Source organism: Glycocaulis albus, assembly GCF_014639075.1.
In the GTDB taxonomy this organism is placed as follows: Bacteria; Pseudomonadota; Alphaproteobacteria; order Caulobacterales; family Maricaulaceae; genus Glycocaulis; species Glycocaulis albus.
This window is the reverse complement of the sequence record NZ_BMFS01000001.1, coordinates 458,063-477,635: the sequence shown is the minus strand read 5'-3', so window position 1 is coordinate 477,635 and position 19,573 is coordinate 458,063. Positions and strand designations below refer to the sequence as shown.

The following is a 19,573-nucleotide window of genomic DNA, read 5'->3' as shown; positions in this document are numbered from 1 at the left end:
TTCCTGGCCGCCATCGCACTCGCATCAGCAAGACTCTGGGTCAGAGCTTATGAGTCCACGCCCTAGCCGATCCGGTTCCGCCGGGCAACGTTCCGGCCATGGCACCCTGGCCCGCGCCGGCTCTGCCAAGGCGAACACGGCCGCGCTTTCGGGTGTCGTCCAGTGCGGCCCGGCCCAGCCTGGCGTAAGGGGGCTGATCGCCCCACTCCTTATTGCCTCCATTGGCCAGGTCATAAAGGATAGCGGCCGGCACGATGGGTGAGGCCGGTATGCCCGGCTGCGTCATCAGGGCGAAGCCCCGCCCTTGCGCGCCCAGCGCCGCGCATACCGCGTCGGCTGCGCCCAGCCCGTAGACCGACCCGCCCGACAGCACGATGGCATCCACACCCTCGACCAGCCCGCCGGGCCGCAAGGCATCGCTCTCGCGCGTGCCTGGCCCGCCGCCGCGCACATCGATGGCGGCAATGGCCGGTTCGTCGAACAGAACGAGCGTGACACCCGTGCGCACCGTCTCGTCCTCGGCCTGTCCAACGCTGAGCCCGGCAATGTCGGTAAGATCGTTGTGCATGGCTTGATCCCTCTGTCTGCTCTCCCGACGCTAGCCAGATCAGACCCTTGCGGAAAGAAAAACCCCCGCAAGGCGCACCTTGCGGGGGCAAAACCGTCAGCAGACGGGAGGAAAGCCTACCAGTTCACGCGGACCCGGCCATAGACATAGCGGCCGTTGAAGCCCGCAGGCGAGAAGCTGGAGAAGGGCAGGATGCCGTTGAAGTTCAGCCCGGCCGGAACATTGTCCGGATAGGTGTCAAAGACGTTATTGGCACCAAGGGCGAAGTTCACGCGGCTGGTGATATCGATATTGCCTTCAAGATCGACGACCCACTGCTCGGACAATTGCACGTCGCTGGCCGCTGCCGTGCCCGGCGACAGCGTCTCGCCGAAGCGGGTGGCGCGGACAAAGCCGCCCAAACGGTCGCGAGACCAGTCGAGCCCGAGGATGAACTTGTCGCGCGGCGTGCCTTCTTCCAGACGCAAGGTGGACTGGCGCCCGAAGATTGTCGGGGGCGGGGTCAGCGAGGACAGCACGCCAGTGGACTGGATATTGCTCAGCTCCACCGTGTTGTAGTTATAGCCAAGCGTGGCGTTGAACTCGCCGATATTCTCCACAGACCAGCCATAGCTTGCCACGATGTCCACACCTTCAGTGGTGCTGTCAGCGGCATTCAGGAAGAAGCGGGCAGAGGTGACACCGGCCGGCAGGATGGCCTGCACTTCCGGAGAGTTCAGGTTCTCGGACAGGAGGATGCGATCATCGATCTCGATGCGGTAGGCATCGATCGTGAGCGCAAATCCGCCGGCCGCAAACACCGCGCCCAGCGAGTAGTTCACACTGGTCTCGGCCTCGAGCGGCGTTGCGCCCAGCGCGATGGCCACGGGGCTGGAAACCGGGAAAGTACCGGTTTCAAACGGAACGCCGCCGGTGAACACGGTCGCGGTGGAGGTGAAGAAGGACTGGTGCAGGGACGGCGCGCGGAAGCCCGTGCTGACAGAGCCGCGAAGCGCCAGCGCGTCGGTCAGTTCAAACCGGCCTGCAATGCGTCCGTTCAGCGTATCACCGAAATCGGAATAATTCTCGTACCGGCCCGCCACCGATACGGTAAGGCGGCTGGTAAGGTCGGCCTCCAGGTCGATATAGGCGCTGAAGGATTCGCGGCTGGCGTCGACCTCGTTGCTGGGCTGGAAACCCGGGAAGACCTGGCTGCCCGGCGCGCCCGGGAAGGCGCCCTGGATGTAGGAGCCGGGCTCACCGGCACCGATCTCGAAGTTCTCAAAACGTGCCTCGAGCCCCAGACCCACATTGAGCGGGCCAGCGAAAGCATCGACCGCGTACTGGCGCACGAGATCAAAATTGGCCACCGCCTGGCTGTAGGCCAGCCGGCCGGCATAGAACTCCGTCGGGCTGGCTGCGCCGAGCGTGGTGTTGAGCGTGTTCTCGATCGTGTAGTCGATCTGGTTGCGGCCATAGACCAGGCTCGCATCGGCAGACCATTCACCCAGCTGCGCCCGGAGGCCGCCGCCCACCGAATAGTCTTCCACTTCCGGCGCGATCAGCGGCAGGAAGCCGTCCGGATAGATGGCCAGCACGTTACGGGCATCAAGCGCGCGGCGGTAGAAGCCGGCCGAGTCCGCCTCGCGGTTCTGATAGCTCGCAAAACCGTAAAGTTCATTGCCATTGGCAAACGGGATGCCGGCATTGGCCAGAAGCGTGATGTCACGCGCATTCGGATTTCCGAAGCGGTGATTGAGGCGGTTGAAGCTGGCCTCGCGCGGATCACCGGCCGCCGGGTATTGCTGGCGCGGGTCGGGGCCGGAGCGGTTGGTGGCGCTGCGGTCGCGGAACTCGCCGGAAATGGTCAGGAAGCCGTCTGCACCCAGCGGCAGGCCCGCCCAGGCGGCGGCGGTAAAGGTTTCACCGTCGGTTTCGTCCCGGTCACCGCTGAGCAGCGGCACGGTTGTCACATTCTGCCCGTAGGTGAGCGTGGCGCCGCCGCCTTCACGCGCCTCGCGCAGGCGCACATTGATGACGCCGGCAATGGCGTCCGAGCCGTACTGGGCTGCCGCGCCGTCGCGCAGCACTTCGACCGCGCCGATCGCACTGGTCGGGATAGTGTTGAGGTCAACAGCCGCCGAACCCCGGCCGACCGAGCCGTTCAGATTGACCAGCGCGCTGACATGGCGGCGCTTGCCATTGACGAGGGTGAGGGTTTGGTCCGGGCCAAGACCACGCAGCGTCGCCGGGCGCACACTGTCCGTGCCGTCAGTCAGCGAGGGTTGCGGGAAAGAGAAGGACGGCACCGCATAGTTCAGGGCGACATTCAGCTCCGTCGAACCGTTGGCTTCCAGTTGCGCATTGGAAATCACATCGACCGGAGCAAGGGTTTGCAGGGCGGTGCGCCCTTCCGAGCGCGTGCCGGTAACCACAATGATGTCTTCGGTGGTGCCGGCAGGTTGCTGGGCCAGGCCGGCGCCAGCGGCGACGAGCGCGATGGCGGTACTGGTGAGTAGTGTTTTCATGGGTCCAATCCCCTCGATGATGAAGCTTCGGAAAATGCGGTGTTTTGACGATGCTGCCCTGCAGCACATGTCATTCTGTGAGGCTAGACCTGTCCGGACATTGAGCTCGGATTCCCGGTTTCCAGTCCTGCAGCCATGCGTTCATGACGGTTGGGTGACGTGAGTGGCCATTGCGCAACACTGCGTGCCGCGGCCTCCACCCCACGTCTCACCGCCAGAATAGCTAATGTCATGCGCTATGCCCCGTATAAAAAGCCTGCTGCCAACTGGAAGCCAATCGACAGGATCAGCAATATCTTGTAGGCAGGGAGCCTGTTGCCAAGTGGAAACACAATCGAGCGAACCTAAGCGATGGCATTAGAAAATCTGAAGACGGCGGACGAGACCTCTGAGGCCCCGCAAACCCTGCTGCCGCTGAATGCCTTGCGCGCCTTCGAGGCAGCTGCCCGGCGCGGCAGCCTTGCTGCAGCTGCGAGAGAGCTGGGCGTGACTCCGGGTGCCGTATCGCAACAGATCCGCCTTCTGGAGGATGTTCTCAAAACCCGCCTGCTGGAGCGGACCGGCCAGGGCGTTCTGCTGACCGTGGAGGCCGCCGACGCCGCGCCTTATCTGCACGAGGCCTTTGCCAGCCTGGCCGAAGCCAGTGCGCGCTTGCGCTCGGCCGGCGCGATGCCTGCCAGGGTACGGCTGGGTGTTCCCGGTGCCTTTGCCGCCGCCTGGCTGGCCCCGCGCCTCGCCCGGGCAGGGCGCAATGATGTCAGCCTGATCAGCGATCCCGGCGCGGACGATCTTGACCGCTTCCGTCTGGATATTGAGATCCGCTTCGGCGACGGGCAGTGGCCCGGCTATGTGGTGCGCCCCCTGTTGTCAGACAGCCTGATGCCGGCGGTTGCGCCCGACCTGCTCGAACAGTGCGATGGCGACTGGCGCAAGGCCGTGCTGGCCTTGCCGCTCATTCACGATACAAGCCCGACGCGCGATCCGGCCCAGCCCGACTGGCAGGTCTGGCTGGCCCGGCGGGGGCTGCACCGCAGCGACCTGGCCCAGGGCGATCATGTCAGTGCGCCCGATCATGCCGTGCGTGCCGCTGTGTCCGGGCGCGGTGTTGCGCTGGTGCGCGCCTCACTTGCCGAAAACGCCGTCGCGGAGGGCCGGTTGATAACACTGATCGCCGACGGGGTTACGCCCTTGTCCTGGCGTTATCATCTGCTGTCTCCCGAAGGACGCCCGCTGAGCCGCGCTGCGCGCGCGCTCGCAGATTTTCTTGCCGAGGAGGCGCGGCCCTTTGAAACAGCGGGAGTCTAGGGCCTGGCCAAACCGCACCCGCCAACACAGTTTTACCGTCTGTCACCATCCGAGAAGAGAGACCATCCATGCACCTTGACCGCCTGCTTGCCGCCACCATTCTCCCGCTTCTTCTGGTTGCCTGCTCAGGCGGTGAGGCACCGCACGACGCCTCAGCCGCTCCCGCTGCGGGGAGCGAGGAGGCGATGGTCTCCGCCGCGCATCCGCTGGCCGTCGAGGCCGGACTGGAGGCATTGCGCCGCGGCGGCGATGCGGTCGATGCGGCCATCGCCGTTCAGATGGTGCTGGGTCTGGTCGAACCGCAAAGCTCCGGTCTCGGCGGAGGCGCCTTCATGGTCCGCTACGATGCACAGACAGGGGCGGTCACGGTCTATGACGGCCGCGAAACGGCGCCCGCAGCAGCGACAGAAGAGTACTGGCTGGACGGGAACGGCGATCCGCTGGGCTTTGTCGATGCCTGGCAGAGCGGACGCTCCACCGGTGTGCCCGGCGCCGTCGCCATGCTGGCCATGGCGCATGAGGAGCATGGCCGGCTCGACTGGTCAGCCGGTTTCGAGGCGGGCATAGAGATTGCCGAAGCAGGTTTTCCGATATCCGGCCGCACCCATTCCCAGGCCACCCGCGTAGCGCAGATTTCGCAATTGTCTCGGCGGGAACCGGCGCGTTCCTACTTCTATGACGAGGAAGGCAACGCGCACCCCGAAGGCTTTATCCGCACCAATCCGGCCTATGCCGGCACGTTGAGGCAGATCGCCGCGGACTGGCGCAATTTCTACACCGGAGAGATAGCCGCCCAGATCGTGGCACTTGCCGGAGACGAGCCGCGCGGCGGTGTGCTGACGCTGGAGGATCTGGCGAGCTATGAGCCGGTCCGGCGCGAAGCCCTCTGCATGCCCTACCGGATCTACAGGGTGTGCTCGGCCCCGCCGCCCTCATCCGGTGCCGTGGCCCTTGGAGCCATCATGGGCATGCTGGAAGGCTTCGAGATGAGCGCCTTTGGCCCCGATACGGTGGAAGGGTGGCATTTCTTCATAGAGGCCAGCCGCCTCGCCTATGCAGACCGGGACCAGTATGTCGGCGATCCGGCTTTTGCCGATGTGCCCGTCGATGGCCTGATCGACCACGGCTATCTCACCGAGCGCCGCCGCCTCATCTCTCCGTCAGGGGTGATCGCCGAGGCAAGCCACGGCACACCGCCAGGCGCGCCCGAACTGATGCCTGACAGCGCGCCCGACAATAGGGGAACGTCCCATTTTTCGATCCGCGACACGTTTGGCAATGTCGTTTCCATGACCAGCACGGTGGAAGCCTTCTTCGGCAATAACCGGATGACCGAGGGCGGGTTTCTGCTCAACAATCAGCTGACAGATTTTTCGTTCCTGCCCCGCAACGCAGACGGACAAACCCACCCCAACGCCCCTGCCGGCGGCAAGCGGCCACGCTCCTCCATGTCGCCTGCCATCGTGCTGGATGCGGAAGGCGATTTCCTGCTGGCAACCGGTTCGCCCGGCGGCGCATCGATCATCGCGTACACGGCCAAGACGCTGGTGGCCATGCTGGACTGGGGCCTGACCCCGCAGGAGGCAATCGAGCTGCCCAATGTCGTGGCGCGCGGCGATGTCGTCCGGATTGAAAGCGGGTTTGATGCAGAGCTGCTGAAGGGCTTGCGGGCACTCGGTCATGACATACGCGGCGAGCAGGGCGAGAATTCCGGCCTGCATATCATCCGCATGACCGCAGACGGCACGCTGGAGGGCGGGGCCGATCCACGCCGGGACGGGGTGGCACGCCAGCCTTAGGGGGAAGCCCCATCGTGAACTCCCGGCCAGCAACCTATCCGCGTTTCCCCGACGCACGTCGGGGTCCAGTCTCTTTTTGATGCTCAGCCCATCCGGGCTTCGCTGCGGGCAAAAGTGCCCGGCGGCCGGTCGGCCTCGCAGGCCGCTATGCGGCCTGAAAAGCGCGACTGCGCGCCCGCGACTTTTCGCGGAACATCGCAACACGGATGCGTTGCGGAGCCAAGAGAACTGGGCACCGGCTTTCGCCGGTGAAACGCAAACAAGGGTAGATTGATGGTGTTTCAGGCCGCCAGGCGGCCTGCAAGCGCGAACGTCCAGAGCGTGAAAACCCTACCCCGACACCACGCTGACAAACGCCGGATCCAGCGAGAGGGATACGGTGTCGCCTGCTTTCGCCCGATGGCTCACCGGCGCGCGTGCCGTCACGCGCCCGCCCGGCGCCAGTTCGATCAGAAACACCACGACGGGGCCTGCGGCCCGCCGCGAGACGATACGGGCCGCCGCCGCGCCTTCGTCATCTGCGCCAACCAGAATGCCTTCCGGGCGCACCAGCACGCTGACCGCGCTGCCGTCCGGCTGAGAGGCCGCCACTACGCCCAGCGGCGTTGCGACCATTCCGCCTTCAACCGTGCCGGCAAAGGCCTCCGCATCGCCCAGCATGCGCGCCGCGCTCTCGCTGGCGGGGGCGAGATAGAGCGCATCCGGCGTGCCGGACTGGATGATGGTGCCGCGCTCCATCAGCGCGATTTCGTCCGCGCTGGCGAGCGCATCCTCGGCGTCGTGCGTGATGATGAGCGAGGCCGTGCCGGAGCGGCGCAACACGTCCAGCGTCATGGCCGAAAGATCCGCGCGCAGGCGCCGGTCGAGCCCGCTGAAGGGCTCATCGAGCAGCATGACGGAGGGTTCAGGCGCGAGCGCGCGGGCCAGCGCCACGCGCTGCTGCTCGCCGCCTGACAGCTCATGGGGATAGGCGCGTGCCCGGTGTGTCAGCTCCACCGCCTCAAGGCTTTCCACGACGCGCTGACGGCGTTCATCGCTGCTCAAGTGGCGCAGGCCGAAGGCTACATTCTGCATGGCCGTCAGGTGCGGAAACAGGGCGAAGTCCTGAAACACGACGCCGCAGCGGCGCCGCTCCGGCGCCAGATGCACGCCCGGCCCGCTCCACACAGTGCCGTCGGAGCTGATCTCGCCCGCATGCAGACGCTCCAGCCCTGCGATCGCGCGCAGCAGCGTGGATTTGCCGGCCCCCGACGGGCCGAGCAATGCCGTAACCCTGCCGGCGCGCAGCGACAGGTCCGCTCCGCTTACCGCGACACCATCTGCGCCGCCGAGGCGCACTTCAGCACCGCGAATCACGACACGCGGCGTATCGCTGGCCATCTTGGTCATTCGGCCAGCCCCGGAATCGCTTCGGAGGGAGGTACGGTGTCGCGGCTGCGCTCGGTCGCGGTTATGCGCCGGGCAATCCAGATCATGGCAGGCAGGGCGGCAGCGACCAGCAGCACCGCTGGCAGGGCCGCCTGGCCCAGCCGCTCGTCGGCTGCGAAATTATGGGCGGTCACCGCCAGCGTGTTCATGTTGAAAGGCCGCAAGATCATGGTCGCGGGAAGTTCTTTGAGAACCTCCACAAACACAAGCAACCCGGCCAGCGCAACGCCGGACGAGACCAGCGGCCAATGGACGCGCCGGGCCAGTGTCAGCGGCCGGGCGCCCAGCGTGCGCGCCGCTGCGTCCAGCGAAGGCGTAACCCGTGACAGCGCACTTTCGCTGGGGCCGATCGCGGCGGCAATGAAGCGGGCCTGATAGGCAAAGATCAGCGCCAGCGCACTGCCTGTAAGCACCAGCGGGAAAGGAGAGCCCGTCATCCCGCGCCAGAGCGTATCAAGCCAGCCCTGCACACCGCCGAAAATGATGAGCACGCCAAGTGCCGCTACCGCGCCGGGTACGCCGTAGCCCATGGAGGCGATGCGCGCTGACGCGCGCCCTGCAAGCTTGCGGGTGCGAATGGCATAAGCCAGGCCCAGCCCTATCCCGGCGGCCAGCAGGCCCGACACACCGGCCAGGGTAAGCGAGTTCACGGCCGCATCCATCAATCCGGTCGCTGCGGGCGTATAGGCCGCCCGCCAGCCCAGCCTTGCCGCGGGTATCACAAGGCCCATCAGCACGGGCAGAAGGCAGGCAAGGACCGCCAGCATTCCGGCAAGCGGCGAAAGCCGCTGGCGGCGGAAGGCGCGCACATGGCCTGATGCCGCGGTCTGGCGCGCACGCCGGCGCAGCGCCCGCTCAGCCATGAAGATGAGGAAGCTGATCGAGACCAGCAGCATGGCAAGGCGCGCCGCATCGGGGATCGAACCCTCGCCCGCCCAGGCGCGCATCAGGGCAACCGTCAGGGTCGGCGCGCCTAAGTGACTGACCGTGCCATAGTCTGCCAGCGCCTCCATAACCACCAGGGCGAGGCCCGCTGCAATCGCAGGGCGCACCATGGGCAGGGCAGTACGGGCAAACGCCTGGAAAGGCGAACAGCCAAGCGTGCGAGCCGCGTCATAGGCATCAGCCGACTGCGCCGAGAAGCTCTCGCGGGCCAGCAGGTAGACATAAGGGTAGAAGACCAGGCCAAAGATCGCGCCGGCACCGAAGGGGCCGTGCACCGCCGGCACCAGCCCGCCCAACGGTCCGGCGCCTTGCGTGAGGTCATACCAGCCATAGGCCGCGGCATAGGCCGGCATGGCCAGCGGCAGGGCCAGCATCCACTGGAAGAGATTACGGCCGGGAAACACATGGCGCGTGACCAGCCAGGCCGTGCCAGTGCCGATAACGCCTGCCAGTAACGCCGCCGTCAGGCCGACAATGGCAGTATTGATAAGAAACTCGGCAAGGCGCGTATTAGCGATGTGGATGAGATAATCACTCCACGCGCCGGACATGCCGAGCCACACCACAGCCAGCAGCGGCGCGGCACAGAGCAGGCCTGCAAAAGCAGCGAGCCAGACAGGATGCAGTCCTGTCCGGCCCGTCAGCTTGCGGTGCAGTGTTGACGTATCGGCTATGGCCATCCCACCCGGTCAAAGATGCGCTGGGCTTCGGCACCGTTCTCGCCGAGCGCGTTGACGTTCATATCCCGCGCCTCGAAACCGGCAAACCCTTCAAGAACCGTGTTGTCATAGCTGACAGACGGGTCGGCGGGAAACTCGTTGGTAAGCTCGGCAAAAGCGCGCTGGGCCCGCTCGGAGAGCAGGAAGGCCAGGAGGGCGCGCGCCGCCTCCGGATTGGGCGCATTGGCCGCCAGGCCCGCACCGGAAATATTCACATAGGTGCCGCCCTGGCCCTGATCCGGGAAGATGATGCCGACCGCTTCGCCGACGGCACGGTCCGCGCTGTCCTCGGCATTCATCAGACGGCCGAGATAGTAGTGGTTGACGATGGCCACATCGCATTCACCCGCCGCCACGGCGCGGATCTGGTCGGTATCACCGCCCTGCGGGGTGCGCGCGAGATTCTGCGCAATGCCGCGGGCAAAGCTCTCGGCGGCCTCGCTACCATCCTCGGCAATCATGCCGGCCACCAGCGACTGGTTATAGACGTTGGAAGACGAGCGCACGCACACGCGGCCCTCAAACTCCGGACGGGCGAGGTCGGCATAGGTCTGGACCTCGGACGGGTCCACCCGGTCGCGGGCATAGACAATGACGCGCGCGCGGGTCGCGAAGCCGAACCAGAGATTATCGGGATGCACCAGGGAGTCCGGTACACGGTCCAGCATCCCGCCAAGATTATCGACCGGCTGGAACAGGCCGGCCTGTTCGGCGCGGTGCAGGCGGCCGGCATCCACCGTGATGATGACATCGGCCGGCGAGCGTTCGCCATCGGCGCGGACGCGCTCGATCAGAAGGTCGCCATCGGCCTCCACGAGATTGATCTCGATCCCGGTCTCTTCAGTGAAGGCGCGAAACACCTCCTGGTCAGAGGCATAGTGGCGCGCGGAAAATACGTTGACCACGCTGTCCTGCTCGGGCTGGCCACAGGCAGCAAGGCCAAGGGAGGCGCACAGCGCGCCAATCACACAAAGTCGGAGACGGTCAGACATGGCATTCCTCTCACGGGTTGCGGCGGCACAAAGAACCTTGGCTCAGAAGGCTCCGGCGCCGTTGTGCGGCCGTCATGCCAGTTTTGCGAACGCTTCGCAAGAGCAGGTCTGAATTAATCGGGCTGGGCTGCACCCGCTCCGGAGCGACCGGCATTTCCCAAGGGGAAACACAACATTTCCGTAGTGGCGGGATAAAAATTTCCAGGGGCAATAGTCACTTTAAAGTGATCTTCGGAACGTCGCATGCCGCTGAGCTTGAACTACGCGCAAACCGGCATCGACTGCCCTTGCAGGCATGAGCCTTCAGGGCAGTCGAAAATCCGGTATTACACAGATTTAATGAGGAAATCTGGTGGGCGATACTAGGATCGAACTAGTGACCCCTTCGGTGTGAACGAAGTGCTCTACCGCTGAGCTAATCGCCCGGAGGGAGCGGCGTATAGAGGTAAAACATGCGCCCGGTCAAGCGCGAGGTTGGACCGCCTGCCGCTTTTCACTGCACACGTTCACTGGCTGGATAACAAAATCGCGAGGAGGCCTTTCGTCACACTTCCGTCAAGAACGCAAAGCATCTATATGGCTCATACCGCAGGGCGCATGACGCCGCCCCGGTATGACACCCGACAGTCACCCAATGCCGGTCCGCTTGAGGCCCTAAGCGCGTCCGAAGGAGAATACGACATGGCCAGTAATGATCTCTGCACGCCTGAAGGCGCGCGCCGCCTGAAAGAACGCATCGAAGCCTACTGGAAAGAGCGTGGCTACGATGTGACGGTTGATCTCGTGGATGCCGGCTTCATGCCCGCCATGCGTTCGGCCCGCACGGATGTGCGCTCCAACCTGGTCAACGGCATGCCCCGTCCGGCCAATGACCGCGGCGAGAACCGCCGCAGCGCGTAAATTCAGGCTGATCGCCTGTGTGCAGCCAGTTCTGCAAGGATCGCAGGCAGATCGTCAAAGTGATCGAAAAGCCGGTCAGCGCCCAGCGTGCTGACCGGCTTTTCGCTATATCCCCCCGAAAACAGGACGCTGGCCGCGCCAGCACCCTGCGCCGCCAGCGCATCAGGCTCGGAATCGCCTACCAGCGCGATAAAACGGCTGGCATCGCCCTCACCTGCGGCGGCCAGCAGGTGCGCAGGATCAGGCTTCTTCGCCGGTGCGTCCTCCGGCCCGCATATCCGTTCAAACCGCTGCGTCAGCGACAGCGCGTCCATCAGCTGGCGGGCAAGGGCAGAGGGCTTGTTGGTGCAAACGCTCAGGCGCGCGCCCGATGCGCCAAGCACATCCAGCGCCGCCTCCACGCCCTCGAACGGGCGGCTATGGGCGGCGATATCTGCGCCATAGGTCATGAGGAAATGAGACAGGGCTGATTCGGCCATATCCGGCTCCAGCACGGCGCCCGCCCGGTCGAAAGCCCGCACGATCAGCGCCCGGGCGCCGCGTCCGACCATGGCGCGCACATCACTCACCGGCACCGGATCAAGGCCGAAGCGGGCGATGGATTCATTGAGCGCCCGCACCAGATCAGGGGCGGTGTCCACCAGCGTGCCATCAAGGTCAAATGCGATGGATGCCCCCCTCAGGGCCTCAAAATGCGCCATGGCCAGTCTTCCCCTTCGCAAGTATGCGCCCGATGGGCTATAGCGCGGGCGGGCTTGTGATAACAGCGCCCCGCGGCAGGCAGGCAAGGAAAGGAAAGGCACCCGATGGCAAAGGCACGTGCAGTCATCATTCTGGCAGCCGGTCACGGCACGCGGATGAAGTCGGCCCTGCCAAAGCCGCTCCATGCTGTCGGCGGACGCTCCATGCTGGACTGGAGCCTGGCGCTGGCAGGCGAATGCGGCGCGGACCGCAAGGTCGTCATCTGGGGCGCCCACGGGCCGGAGGTGAAAACCCGGGCGGAGGCCGCAGGCGCAGTTACCGCCCTGCAGGATCCGCCTATGGGTACAGGCCACGCCGTACTGTGCGGGCGCGACGCGCTGGCCGGTTTTGATGGCGATGTGGCGGTACTCTTCGCTGACACCCCCCTTATCCGCACCGGGACGCTGGAGGCGGTTTTCGCGGCGCTGGACGGCGGCGCAAACATCGCCGTTCTGGGTTTCGAGCCGGAAAACCCGGCCGGCTATGGCCGCCTGATCGAGAATGCGTCAGGCGCCCTCACCGCCATTGTCGAGGAAAAGGAAGCCAGCGCGGAACAAAAGGCGGTGCGCCTATGCAATTCGGGTGTCATGGCGGCCCCTGCCCCGCTGCTTTTCGATCTTCTCTCCAAGGTCACCAACGATAACGCCAAGGGCGAGTATTATCTGACCGACATTGTCGCGCTGGGTGTCGCTGCCGGGCACACCGCCCGCGCGGTCCGCGCGGATGCCGACGAGGTGCTGGGCGTCAATTCGCGTGCCAATCTGGCTGAGGCTGAAGCGGCCTTTCAGTCACGCGCCCGCGCCGCGGCGATGGAGGCAGGCGTCACGCTTGTGGCGCCCGGGACCGTGTTTTTCAGCTTCGATACGCAGATCGCCAATGATGTGATCGTGGAGCCGAACGTGGTCTTCGGCCCCGGCGTGCGGATCGAAACCGGGGCGGTGATCCACGCCTTCAGCCATCTGGAAGGCGCGCACATTGGCGCGAACGCGTCGGTTGGCCCCTATGCCCGCCTGCGGCCCGGCGCCGTGCTGGAAACAGGGGCGAAAATCGGCAATTTCGTCGAGGTGAAGAACGCGGTCCTGCACGCCGGTGCGAAAGCCAATCACCTCGCCTATATCGGAGATGCGGACATTGGCGCGAAGGCCAATATCGGCGCGGGCACCATCACTTGCAATTATGACGGCTTCTTCAAGCATCGAACCATTGTCGGCGATGGCGCGTTTATCGGGTCCAACTCCTCGCTGGTGGCGCCTGTCACGATCGGGCACGGAGCCTTTACAGGCTCGGGCAGCGTCATCACATCAGACGTGCCTGATGACGCGCTGGCCCTGTCACGCGCAAGACAGGAAAACAAGCCAGGCTGGGCCGCGCGCTTCCGCCAGATGATGCAGGCACGCAAGGACAAGAGCAAAGCAAAATAGACCGGATCACCGGCCCCTCAAACGCCACAACGAAAGGATCTCCCCCATGAGTGATTACAAGTCCCGCCTGAAAGATGCCGGCCTGTGGCGCACCGATTCCTTCATCAATGGCGAGTGGGTGAAAGGCGATGACCGGTTCGACGTCAACAACCCCGCCAACCGCGAAAAGGTGGCCGATGTGGCCAGCGTCGGCGCCGAGGGCGCAAAGCGCGCCGTGAAGGCCGCCGCCGCAGCCAACCTTGCCTGGCGCAAAACCTCTGCCTTCGAACGCTCGCGCATCGTGCAGCGCTGGTACGAGCTCATCATGGAGCACCAGGACGATCTGGGCATCATCCTCGCCGCCGAGATGGGCAAGCCCCTGAAAGAGGCAAAGGGCGAAGTCGCCTATGGCGCAGGCTTCGTCCAGTGGGCCGCGGAGGAAGCACGGCGCGTCCACGGCGAGACACTGCCCGTGCCGACGCCCGGCGCGCGCGGTTGGACAATCCGCCAGCCCGTCGGCGTCGTCTCGTGCATCACGCCGTGGAATTTCCCGTCGGCCATGATCACGCGCAAATGCGGCCCGGCTCTGGCAGTGGGCTGCCCCATCGTCATCAAGCCGGCGTCTGAAACCCCGCTGTCCGCGCTCGCGCTGGCGGAGCTCGCAGACCGTGCAGGCTTCCCCAAGGGCGTGTTCAATGTCGTGACCGGCGAGGCGCGCGAGATCGGCCCGGTCCTGACCGGTTCGGAGGAGGTGGCAATGGTCGCCTTTACCGGCTCGACGGAAATCGGTGCGCTGCTGATGGAACAGGCCGCCAAGACCATCAAGCGTGTCGCGCTGGAGCTCGGCGGCAATGCGCCCTTCATCATCATGGATGACGCCGATCTGGAAAAAGCCGCTGACGGTCTGGTGCAGGGCAAGTTCCGCGCTGCCGGCCAGACCTGCGTATCGCCTAACCGGGTCTTCGTTCAGGAAGGCGTGATCGACAAGCTCACCGAGCTTCTGAAAACGCGCGTCGCGAAACTGAAGCTCGGTGATCCGTTCGCAGACGGTACCGATGTCGGCCCGCTCATCCATGAGGAAGCCGTCAGCCGGGTGGCCGAGCTGGTGGAGAATGCCGTCTCCAAGGGCGCCAGGGTGCTCACCGGCGGCAAGTCCCGCGTCGACGAGATGGGCGGCGCGTATTTCGAGCCGACCCTCATCAGCGGCGCGGACCACTCGATGAGCCTCGCCTGCAACGAGATTTTCGGCCCCGTCGCCGCGCTCTACCCGTTCAAGGACGAGGACGAGGTGATCCGGCTCGCCAATGACACGCCTTATGGCCTTGCAGCCTATCTCTACACGCGCGATGCCGGACGCGTGCACCGCATTTCGGAAGGCATTGATTTCGGCATGATCGGCGTCAACGCGCCCATGGTCGGCTCGCCTGCCACGCCCTTTGGCGGCATGAAACAGTCCGGCATTGGCCGCGAGGGCGGCAAGTGGGCAGCGGAAGAGTTCACCGAGCTGAAATTCGTCCTCCTGGGCGGGGTCGATCAGTGAGCGCCCAGAGCCAGAAAGCCAGAGCCGCCGAAGCCGCACTGGATTATGTAGAGAGCGGCATGATTGTGGGCTTGGGTTCAGGCTCCACCGCCGCCCTCTTCGTCAAGGCGCTGGGGCGCCGCTGCGTGGCCGGTGACCTGACCATCAAGGGTATCCCCACCTCGCGCGAAACCGAACAGATCGCGCGCGAGGCGGGTGTGCCCCTCATCCCGATAGAGCAGGCAGACCGCATTGATGTGGCGGTGGACGGAGCCGACGAGGTTGATGGCAGTTTCCGCCTCATCAAGGGCGGGGGCGGGTGCCTGCTGCGTGAGAAGATCATCGCCGACGCTGCCGACCTGATGGTGGTGCTGGTAGACGAGACCAAGCTGGTGGAGACGCTGGGCGCCTTCCCTTTGCCGGTCGAGATAGATCCGTTCGGCTGGACCATCACGGCCAAGAAAGTGTTCGATGCACTTCGCCGCGCAGGCGTGGAGCGGCCTCTGGTCGATATCCGCCGGCAGGGCGACCGCAGCGAACCCTTCATCACCGATGGTGGCCATTACATTCTCGATTGCGCGTGCGGAGCGATCGAGGACCCGGACAGCGTGGACGCCGAACTGCTGGCCCTGCCCGGCGTCGTCGATCACGGCCTCTTTCTCGATCAGGCCCGCGTGGTGATCGTCGGCGAGGATGATGATGTGAAGGTGATGGAGCTTTAGGGTTCAAAAACTCCGAAGCTGAAACCCCGGAACCGCGAAGCGGTATCCGGGGCCTCTCTCAGAATCATCCTGCATAAGGTCCCGGATGGCCCTCAAGGGCCTCCGGGAGTTCAGGAGGCCAGGTCAGGCCGCGTCACGATGACCGCGCCGCGATCCATTGCCACAACCGTGTGCTCGAACTGGACGGTCGGTGCGTGGGGTTCGCTATAGAGCGTCCAGCCATCATCGCCGTCAGCGGCCCATATCCCGCCTCTGGAGAGGAAGGGCTCAACCGTCATCACCAGACCCTTGTTGATCCGGCGCCGGTCGCTGCGTGTGGGCCAGGTGGCAATCTCTTCAGGGTATTCGTGCAAGGCACGGCCCGTGCCGTGGCTGGCGAGATTGCGGATCAGCGTGTAGCCGCGCCGTTCAGCAAACTGGCCGATGGCATGGCCGATCCCCGCCAGCGGCCGGCCCGCACTGACCTGTGCGATGCCGATATGCATGGCGCGCTTGCCGTCCCGGCGCAGGGTTTCCAGCGAGGCCGGCAACGGGCCGACGGTAAACGTCGCACCTGTATCGGCAAAATATCCGTCCTTCGAGGCTGACACGTCGATATTGACCATGTCGCCGCGCGCCAGCACCCGGTCTCCGGGAATGCCGTGAGCAATCTCCTCGTTGACGCTGATGCAGGTGGCGCCCGGAAAGCCGTAAGCCGATTGCGGCGCGGAGAGCGCGCCCTCGCGCTCCAGCAGCGCGGCGCCGATAGCGTCGAGCTCGCGCGTGGTCATGCCCGGCTCCATCGCACGTGCCATGGCGTGCATGGTGTTGGCGACGATACGGCCGATCAGTTTCAGCCCGTCCAGCTCGTCTTCGTTGGAGACCGTCATGGGCCAGGTCCCTGCTTTGCGTCAGTCGCGCAACAGCGCATTGATGCCCGTCTTGGCGCGCGTCTGCGCATCAACACGTTTCACGATCACGGCGCAGGCCAGCGACGGACCGCCCTTCGGGTCGGGCAGCGTGCCCGGCACCACGACCGCATAGGACGGGATTTCCCCGCGCGTTACCTCGCCCGTTGCCCGGTCGACTATCTTGGTAGAGGCGCCCAGGAACACGCCCATGGAGATGACCGCGCCCTCGCGCACGATCACGCCTTCAGCGACTTCAGAGCGTGCGCCGATGAAGACATTGTCCTCGATGATGACGGGGGCGGCCTGCAAGGGCTCCAGAACGCCGCCAATGCCCACCCCGCCGGAGATATGCACATTGGCACCAATCTGCGCGCAACTGCCGATCGTGGCCCAGGTATCGACCATCGTGCCTTCACCGACATAGGCACCAATGTTCACGAAGGACGGCATCAGCACCGCGCCTTTGGCGACAAAGCTGCCCCGGCGCACGACCGATCCCGGCACGGCGCGGAAACCCGCAGCCTCGAACTGGCTGGCTGACCAGCCCTCCCACTTGACCGCCACCTTGTCCCACCACGGCCCCGGCACAGGCGCGCCGGGCAGGCCCATGCGCCGGTTGGGTTCAAGCCGGAAGGAGAGCAGCACGGCTTTTTTGAGCCATTCATGGACCTGCCAGTCACCATTACCGTCGCGCGAGGCCACGCGCAGACGGCCCGCATCCAGCTCGGCCAGCGCAGTGTTCACCGCATCACGCAGCTCGCCTTGTGTCGCGGTGGAGACGCCCTCGCGTGCCTCCCAGCCGGCCTCGATTACCGATTTCAGCGCGGCGGTATCACTCATGCGGGTCTCTCCTTGCGGCTATCGACCACCTCGCCAAGGAAGGTGTCGAGGCAGTCGACGGCATAGTCTACGAATGGGGGGTGCTCGCCGGGCCCGGCCGTGTGGCCATTGCCGACATTCTCGCGGGCACGCACCAGAACCGTGGCAAAGCCGATCCCGGCGGCGGTCTCGAGGTTGCGCGCGCTGTCCTCAAACATCACCGCACGCGCCGGATTGACGGCATGACGCCTGATGAAGCGGTCGAAACTCTCGCGCTGCGGCTTGGGCGTGAAGTCTGCGGCGGCGATATCGAATATGCCGTCAAACAGATGATCAATGCCAAGGCGCGCCATCACGTTCTCCGCATGGCGCACCGAGCCGTTCGTGTAGATGATGCGCGCGCCGTCCAGCGCTGCGATATGGCCGGCCAGCACCGGGTTGGGCTCGAGCACCGAATGGTCGATATCGTGGACGAAATCGAGAAAATCCCCGGCCTTGATCTTGTGGTTGACCATCAGCCCGTTCAGCGTCGTGCCGTAATCATGCCAGAAGCCGTGCTGGACCTTGAACGCCTCTTCACGCTCCAGCCCCAGAAGCTGCATGACGAACTCGGTCATGCGCGCCTCGACCTGGCTCATCACCGCCGTGTGCGCAGGATAGAGCGTATTGTCCAGATCAAAGACCCAGACATCGCGCTGGAGAAGGCGTTTCACTGGACGAGATCCTCAAAATCGGCGTCTTCAAGCGTCACCCGCGCAACGCCGTCCACGGGCACGGGGCTCGGACGGAACATGACCTGGGTATAGCCGCGTTCGGCGCAACTGGAGCGGCCTTCGGACATAAACCGGCCCGGCGCCACACAGAACGCCTCCACCCCGCGCCGCAAGGGTTCGGAGCGTTCCCCGTCAATGGTCTGAGCAAAGAGGAAGACCTCGCCCGGCTGCAGGCGTTCGGCAACGACGCGCATGCACGAGCCGGTCTCGATGCGCCACCAGCCCCGGCTCTGCCAGCGCTCATTGCGCTGGCGGGCAATCGCAATACCGGCGGGGCCGGATGTCTGGTTGCAGACATTCAGGCCCACCTCCCGGTTGCGCTCCAGCGCAACTGTGTGCAGGCGCTCGACAAGGCGCTCGTAATTGCCACCGAAGGACGCACCGGTATCACGCTCGAAAGCGGCTATCTGTGCGCGCGAACGGCGCCCCGCAAAGCCGTCCACCACCCGCACCTCATAGCCCAGCGCCTGTAACAGGCGCTGCACACCCGCCTCCAGCGCCCGGCTGCCGAAATCATCCGGTTCCACAAGCACGGCCCGTGTGCGCTCTGACGGGGCAAGCTGGCGGAATTCGCGCACCTCCAGCCCCATGGCCTCGCAGTCCTCTGCACCCTCGATCTGGAAATTGGCCCGGTCCACACACACCGGCGTCAGGCCCCGCCATTCGCGCGGACCGCCCAGATACGCCTCGCTGGTGCGCGCATACAGAAATTGCGGAACGCCGGCGGGAACGCCGGAAAAGCGCACGCAGGAACCCGGCGCAATGCGCTGCCAGCCTTGCGCGGAGATACCGTTCTGACCGCCCCATGCCTTGGCGGCATCCACGTAATAGCTGGTCTCGTTGCACACCTCGCCCGCGCGCGCCTGCGGGGCGAAAATTCCCGCCAGGACCAGCACCGCCAGCACCATGACAATCCGCATCATCGCTCCTGCTCCGGTAATGCCAGATCGGCAATATCGGCGCGCAATGCGTCAAGGCCAAGGCGTTTGGAGGAGGATGTTGCAGCAATGACCGGAAAGGCGGCGACCTTCTTTGCGATGGCTGCCTGCGTGGCGGCAATCATCGCCTCGCGCTCGGCAGGTTTCAGCTTGTCCAGCTTGGTCAGCGTCACCTGATAGCTCACCGCCGCCTCGGTCAGCACCTTCATGATCGCCTCATCGGCAGGCTTTATGCCGTGACGGCCATCGATCAGCAGGATGACGCGTTTGAGATTGACCCGCCCGCGCAAATAGTCGCGCGTCAGCGCCATCCAGCGCGCGGCGACGTCTTTCGGCGCCTTGGCAAAGCCATAGCCGGGCAGGTCGACAATGCGGATGCGCCCTGCCAGATCAAAGAAATTGAGCTCGCGGGTGCGCCCCGGCTCGCCAGAGGCGCGCGCCAGATCCTTGCGGCCAGTCAGCGCATTGATGAGCGAGGACTTGCCCACATTCGACCGGCCGGCAAAGGCAATCTCCGGCATGTCGGCAGGCGGCAGCCCGTCCATGCCGACCGCGCCCTTGATGAAGCTTACCGGCTGGGCGAACAGGCGCTTGCCAGCGGCCAGCCG

Annotated in this window: 17 protein-coding genes and 1 tRNA gene; 6 read left to right on the top strand and 12 right to left on the bottom strand. The window is 65.1% G+C overall.

Translation table 11 applies throughout. The features are described 5' to 3' along the window. Positions 1-40: 40 nt before the first annotated feature. Both IEV75_RS02305 and IEV75_RS02300 read right to left on the bottom strand, forming a co-directional pair. Positions 41-568, bottom strand: coding sequence for a P1 family peptidase (locus tag IEV75_RS02305; protein WP_188450916.1), 528 nt, complete (start codon positions 566-568; stop codon positions 41-43). 116 nt (positions 569-684) lie between these two features. Further along, positions 685-3,075, bottom strand: a complete 2,391-nt coding sequence (locus IEV75_RS02300) for a TonB-dependent receptor plug domain-containing protein (protein ID WP_188450915.1) — start codon at positions 3,073-3,075, stop codon at positions 685-687. A gap of 351 nt (positions 3,076-3,426) precedes the next feature. Here IEV75_RS02300 and IEV75_RS02295 point away from each other — a divergent pair, with 351 nt between their 5' ends. Then, the gene (locus IEV75_RS02295) at positions 3,427-4,380 is read left to right on the top strand and encodes a LysR substrate-binding domain-containing protein (RefSeq protein WP_188450914.1); all 954 of its coding nucleotides are present in this window, start codon (positions 3,427-3,429) and stop codon (positions 4,378-4,380) included. A gap of 68 nt (positions 4,381-4,448) precedes the next feature. Continuing rightward, complete coding sequence (gene ggt / locus IEV75_RS02290) at positions 4,449-6,179, top strand: gamma-glutamyltransferase (RefSeq protein ID WP_188450913.1); 1,731 nt, start codon at positions 4,449-4,451, stop codon at positions 6,177-6,179. Between the two features lie 330 nt (positions 6,180-6,509). Here the strand turns inward: ggt and IEV75_RS02285 are convergent, their stop codons facing one another. The 4 genes from IEV75_RS02285 to IEV75_RS02270 form a co-directional block, all read right to left on the bottom strand. Continuing rightward, positions 6,510-7,568, bottom strand: a complete 1,059-nt coding sequence (locus IEV75_RS02285) for an ABC transporter ATP-binding protein (protein ID WP_188450912.1) — start codon at positions 7,566-7,568, stop codon at positions 6,510-6,512. Then, complete coding sequence (locus IEV75_RS02280; RefSeq protein WP_188450911.1) at positions 7,565-9,232, bottom strand: ABC transporter permease; 1,668 nt, start codon at positions 9,230-9,232, stop codon at positions 7,565-7,567. The genes IEV75_RS02285 and IEV75_RS02280 overlap by 4 nt, the downstream gene beginning before the upstream one ends. Beyond that, positions 9,223-10,263: an extracellular solute-binding protein gene (locus tag IEV75_RS02275; protein WP_188450910.1), complete on the bottom strand. Its 1,041-nt coding sequence runs from the start codon at positions 10,261-10,263 to the stop codon at positions 9,223-9,225. The genes IEV75_RS02280 and IEV75_RS02275 overlap by 10 nt, the downstream gene beginning before the upstream one ends. A gap of 350 nt (positions 10,264-10,613) precedes the next feature. Next, positions 10,614-10,688: transfer RNA gene (locus IEV75_RS02270), tRNA-Val, on the bottom strand. Between the two features lie 256 nt (positions 10,689-10,944). Between IEV75_RS02270 and IEV75_RS02265 the strand changes: the two genes are divergently transcribed. Beyond that, positions 10,945-11,163 (top strand): phosphoglycolate phosphatase, encoded by a 219-nt coding sequence (locus IEV75_RS02265; RefSeq protein WP_127568383.1) that lies wholly within the window; start codon positions 10,945-10,947, stop codon positions 11,161-11,163. Between the two features lie 2 nt (positions 11,164-11,165). On the opposite strand, the gene IEV75_RS02260 is transcribed toward IEV75_RS02265, so the two are convergent. Next, the gene (locus tag IEV75_RS02260) at positions 11,166-11,864 is read right to left on the bottom strand and encodes an HAD hydrolase-like protein (protein ID WP_188450909.1); all 699 of its coding nucleotides are present in this window, start codon (positions 11,862-11,864) and stop codon (positions 11,166-11,168) included. 105 nt (positions 11,865-11,969) lie between these two features. Between IEV75_RS02260 and glmU the strand changes: the two genes are divergently transcribed. Genes glmU through rpiA form a run of 3 tightly spaced genes read left to right on the top strand, consistent with a single transcriptional unit; the run spans position 11,970 to position 15,545 of the window. Then, positions 11,970-13,325 carry a bifunctional UDP-N-acetylglucosamine diphosphorylase/glucosamine-1-phosphate N-acetyltransferase GlmU gene (glmU, locus tag IEV75_RS02255; protein WP_188450908.1) on the top strand — a complete coding sequence of 452 codons (1,356 nt, stop codon included), beginning with the start codon at positions 11,970-11,972 and terminating at the stop codon, positions 13,323-13,325. A 46-nt stretch (positions 13,326-13,371) separates the two neighbouring features. Next, on the top strand, positions 13,372-14,844 hold the full coding sequence (locus tag IEV75_RS02250; protein ID WP_188450907.1) for an NAD-dependent succinate-semialdehyde dehydrogenase: 1,473 nt from the start codon (positions 13,372-13,374) through the stop codon (positions 14,842-14,844). Next, the gene (gene rpiA, locus IEV75_RS02245) at positions 14,841-15,545 is read left to right on the top strand and encodes a ribose-5-phosphate isomerase RpiA (RefSeq protein WP_188450906.1); all 705 of its coding nucleotides are present in this window, start codon (positions 14,841-14,843) and stop codon (positions 15,543-15,545) included. The genes IEV75_RS02250 and rpiA overlap by 4 nt, the downstream gene beginning before the upstream one ends. A 110-nt stretch (positions 15,546-15,655) precedes the next feature. Here rpiA and map read toward each other — a convergent pair whose 3' ends face one another. From map to yihA, 5 genes are read right to left on the bottom strand one after another with little or no spacing between them, the layout of a single operon-like run. Further along, positions 15,656-16,414, bottom strand: a complete 759-nt coding sequence (gene map / locus IEV75_RS02240; RefSeq protein ID WP_188450905.1) for a type I methionyl aminopeptidase — start codon at positions 16,412-16,414, stop codon at positions 15,656-15,658. A 21-nt stretch (positions 16,415-16,435) separates the two neighbouring features. After that, the gene (gene dapD / locus IEV75_RS02235; protein WP_188450904.1) at positions 16,436-17,275 is read right to left on the bottom strand and encodes a 2,3,4,5-tetrahydropyridine-2,6-dicarboxylate N-succinyltransferase; all 840 of its coding nucleotides are present in this window, start codon (positions 17,273-17,275) and stop codon (positions 16,436-16,438) included. Continuing rightward, on the bottom strand, positions 17,272-17,967 hold the full coding sequence (locus IEV75_RS02230; RefSeq protein ID WP_188450903.1) for a pyrimidine 5'-nucleotidase: 696 nt from the start codon (positions 17,965-17,967) through the stop codon (positions 17,272-17,274). The genes dapD and IEV75_RS02230 overlap by 4 nt, the downstream gene beginning before the upstream one ends. Beyond that, positions 17,964-18,950: a DUF1036 domain-containing protein gene (locus IEV75_RS02225; RefSeq protein ID WP_188450902.1), complete on the bottom strand. Its 987-nt coding sequence runs from the start codon at positions 18,948-18,950 to the stop codon at positions 17,964-17,966. The genes IEV75_RS02230 and IEV75_RS02225 overlap by 4 nt, the downstream gene beginning before the upstream one ends. Then, a complete protein-coding gene (gene yihA, locus IEV75_RS02220) occupies positions 18,947-19,552 on the bottom strand; it encodes a ribosome biogenesis GTP-binding protein YihA/YsxC (RefSeq protein WP_373290497.1) in 606 nt (201 codons plus the stop codon). Before yihA ends, IEV75_RS02225 begins: the two co-directional genes overlap by 4 nt. Between the last annotated feature and the right edge of the window lie 21 nt (positions 19,553-19,573).

Coding starts and splice junctions, on each gene's coding strand:
- IEV75_RS02305 (WP_188450916.1), bottom strand. CDS start 568: ATGCACAACGATCTTACCGACATTGCCGGGCTCAGCGTTGGACAGGCC.
- IEV75_RS02300 (WP_188450915.1), bottom strand. CDS start 3,075: ATGAAAACACTACTCACCAGTACCGCCATCGCGCTCGTCGCCGCTGGC.
- IEV75_RS02295 (WP_188450914.1), top strand. CDS start 3,427: ATGGCATTAGAAAATCTGAAGACGGCGGACGAGACCTCTGAGGCCCCG.
- ggt (WP_188450913.1), top strand. CDS start 4,449: ATGCACCTTGACCGCCTGCTTGCCGCCACCATTCTCCCGCTTCTTCTG.
- IEV75_RS02285 (WP_188450912.1), bottom strand. CDS start 7,568: ATGACCAAGATGGCCAGCGATACGCCGCGTGTCGTGATTCGCGGTGCT.
- IEV75_RS02280 (WP_188450911.1), bottom strand. CDS start 9,232: ATGGCCATAGCCGATACGTCAACACTGCACCGCAAGCTGACGGGCCGG.
- IEV75_RS02275 (WP_188450910.1), bottom strand. CDS start 10,263: ATGTCTGACCGTCTCCGACTTTGTGTGATTGGCGCGCTGTGCGCCTCC.
- IEV75_RS02265 (WP_127568383.1), top strand. CDS start 10,945: ATGGCCAGTAATGATCTCTGCACGCCTGAAGGCGCGCGCCGCCTGAAA.
- IEV75_RS02260 (WP_188450909.1), bottom strand. CDS start 11,864: ATGGCGCATTTTGAGGCCCTGAGGGGGGCATCCATCGCATTTGACCTT.
- glmU (WP_188450908.1), top strand. CDS start 11,970: ATGGCAAAGGCACGTGCAGTCATCATTCTGGCAGCCGGTCACGGCACG.
- IEV75_RS02250 (WP_188450907.1), top strand. CDS start 13,372: ATGAGTGATTACAAGTCCCGCCTGAAAGATGCCGGCCTGTGGCGCACC.
- map (WP_188450905.1), bottom strand. CDS start 16,414: ATGACGGTCTCCAACGAAGACGAGCTGGACGGGCTGAAACTGATCGGC.
- dapD (WP_188450904.1), bottom strand. CDS start 17,275: ATGAGTGATACCGCCGCGCTGAAATCGGTAATCGAGGCCGGCTGGGAG.
- IEV75_RS02225 (WP_188450902.1), bottom strand. CDS start 18,950: ATGATGCGGATTGTCATGGTGCTGGCGGTGCTGGTCCTGGCGGGAATT.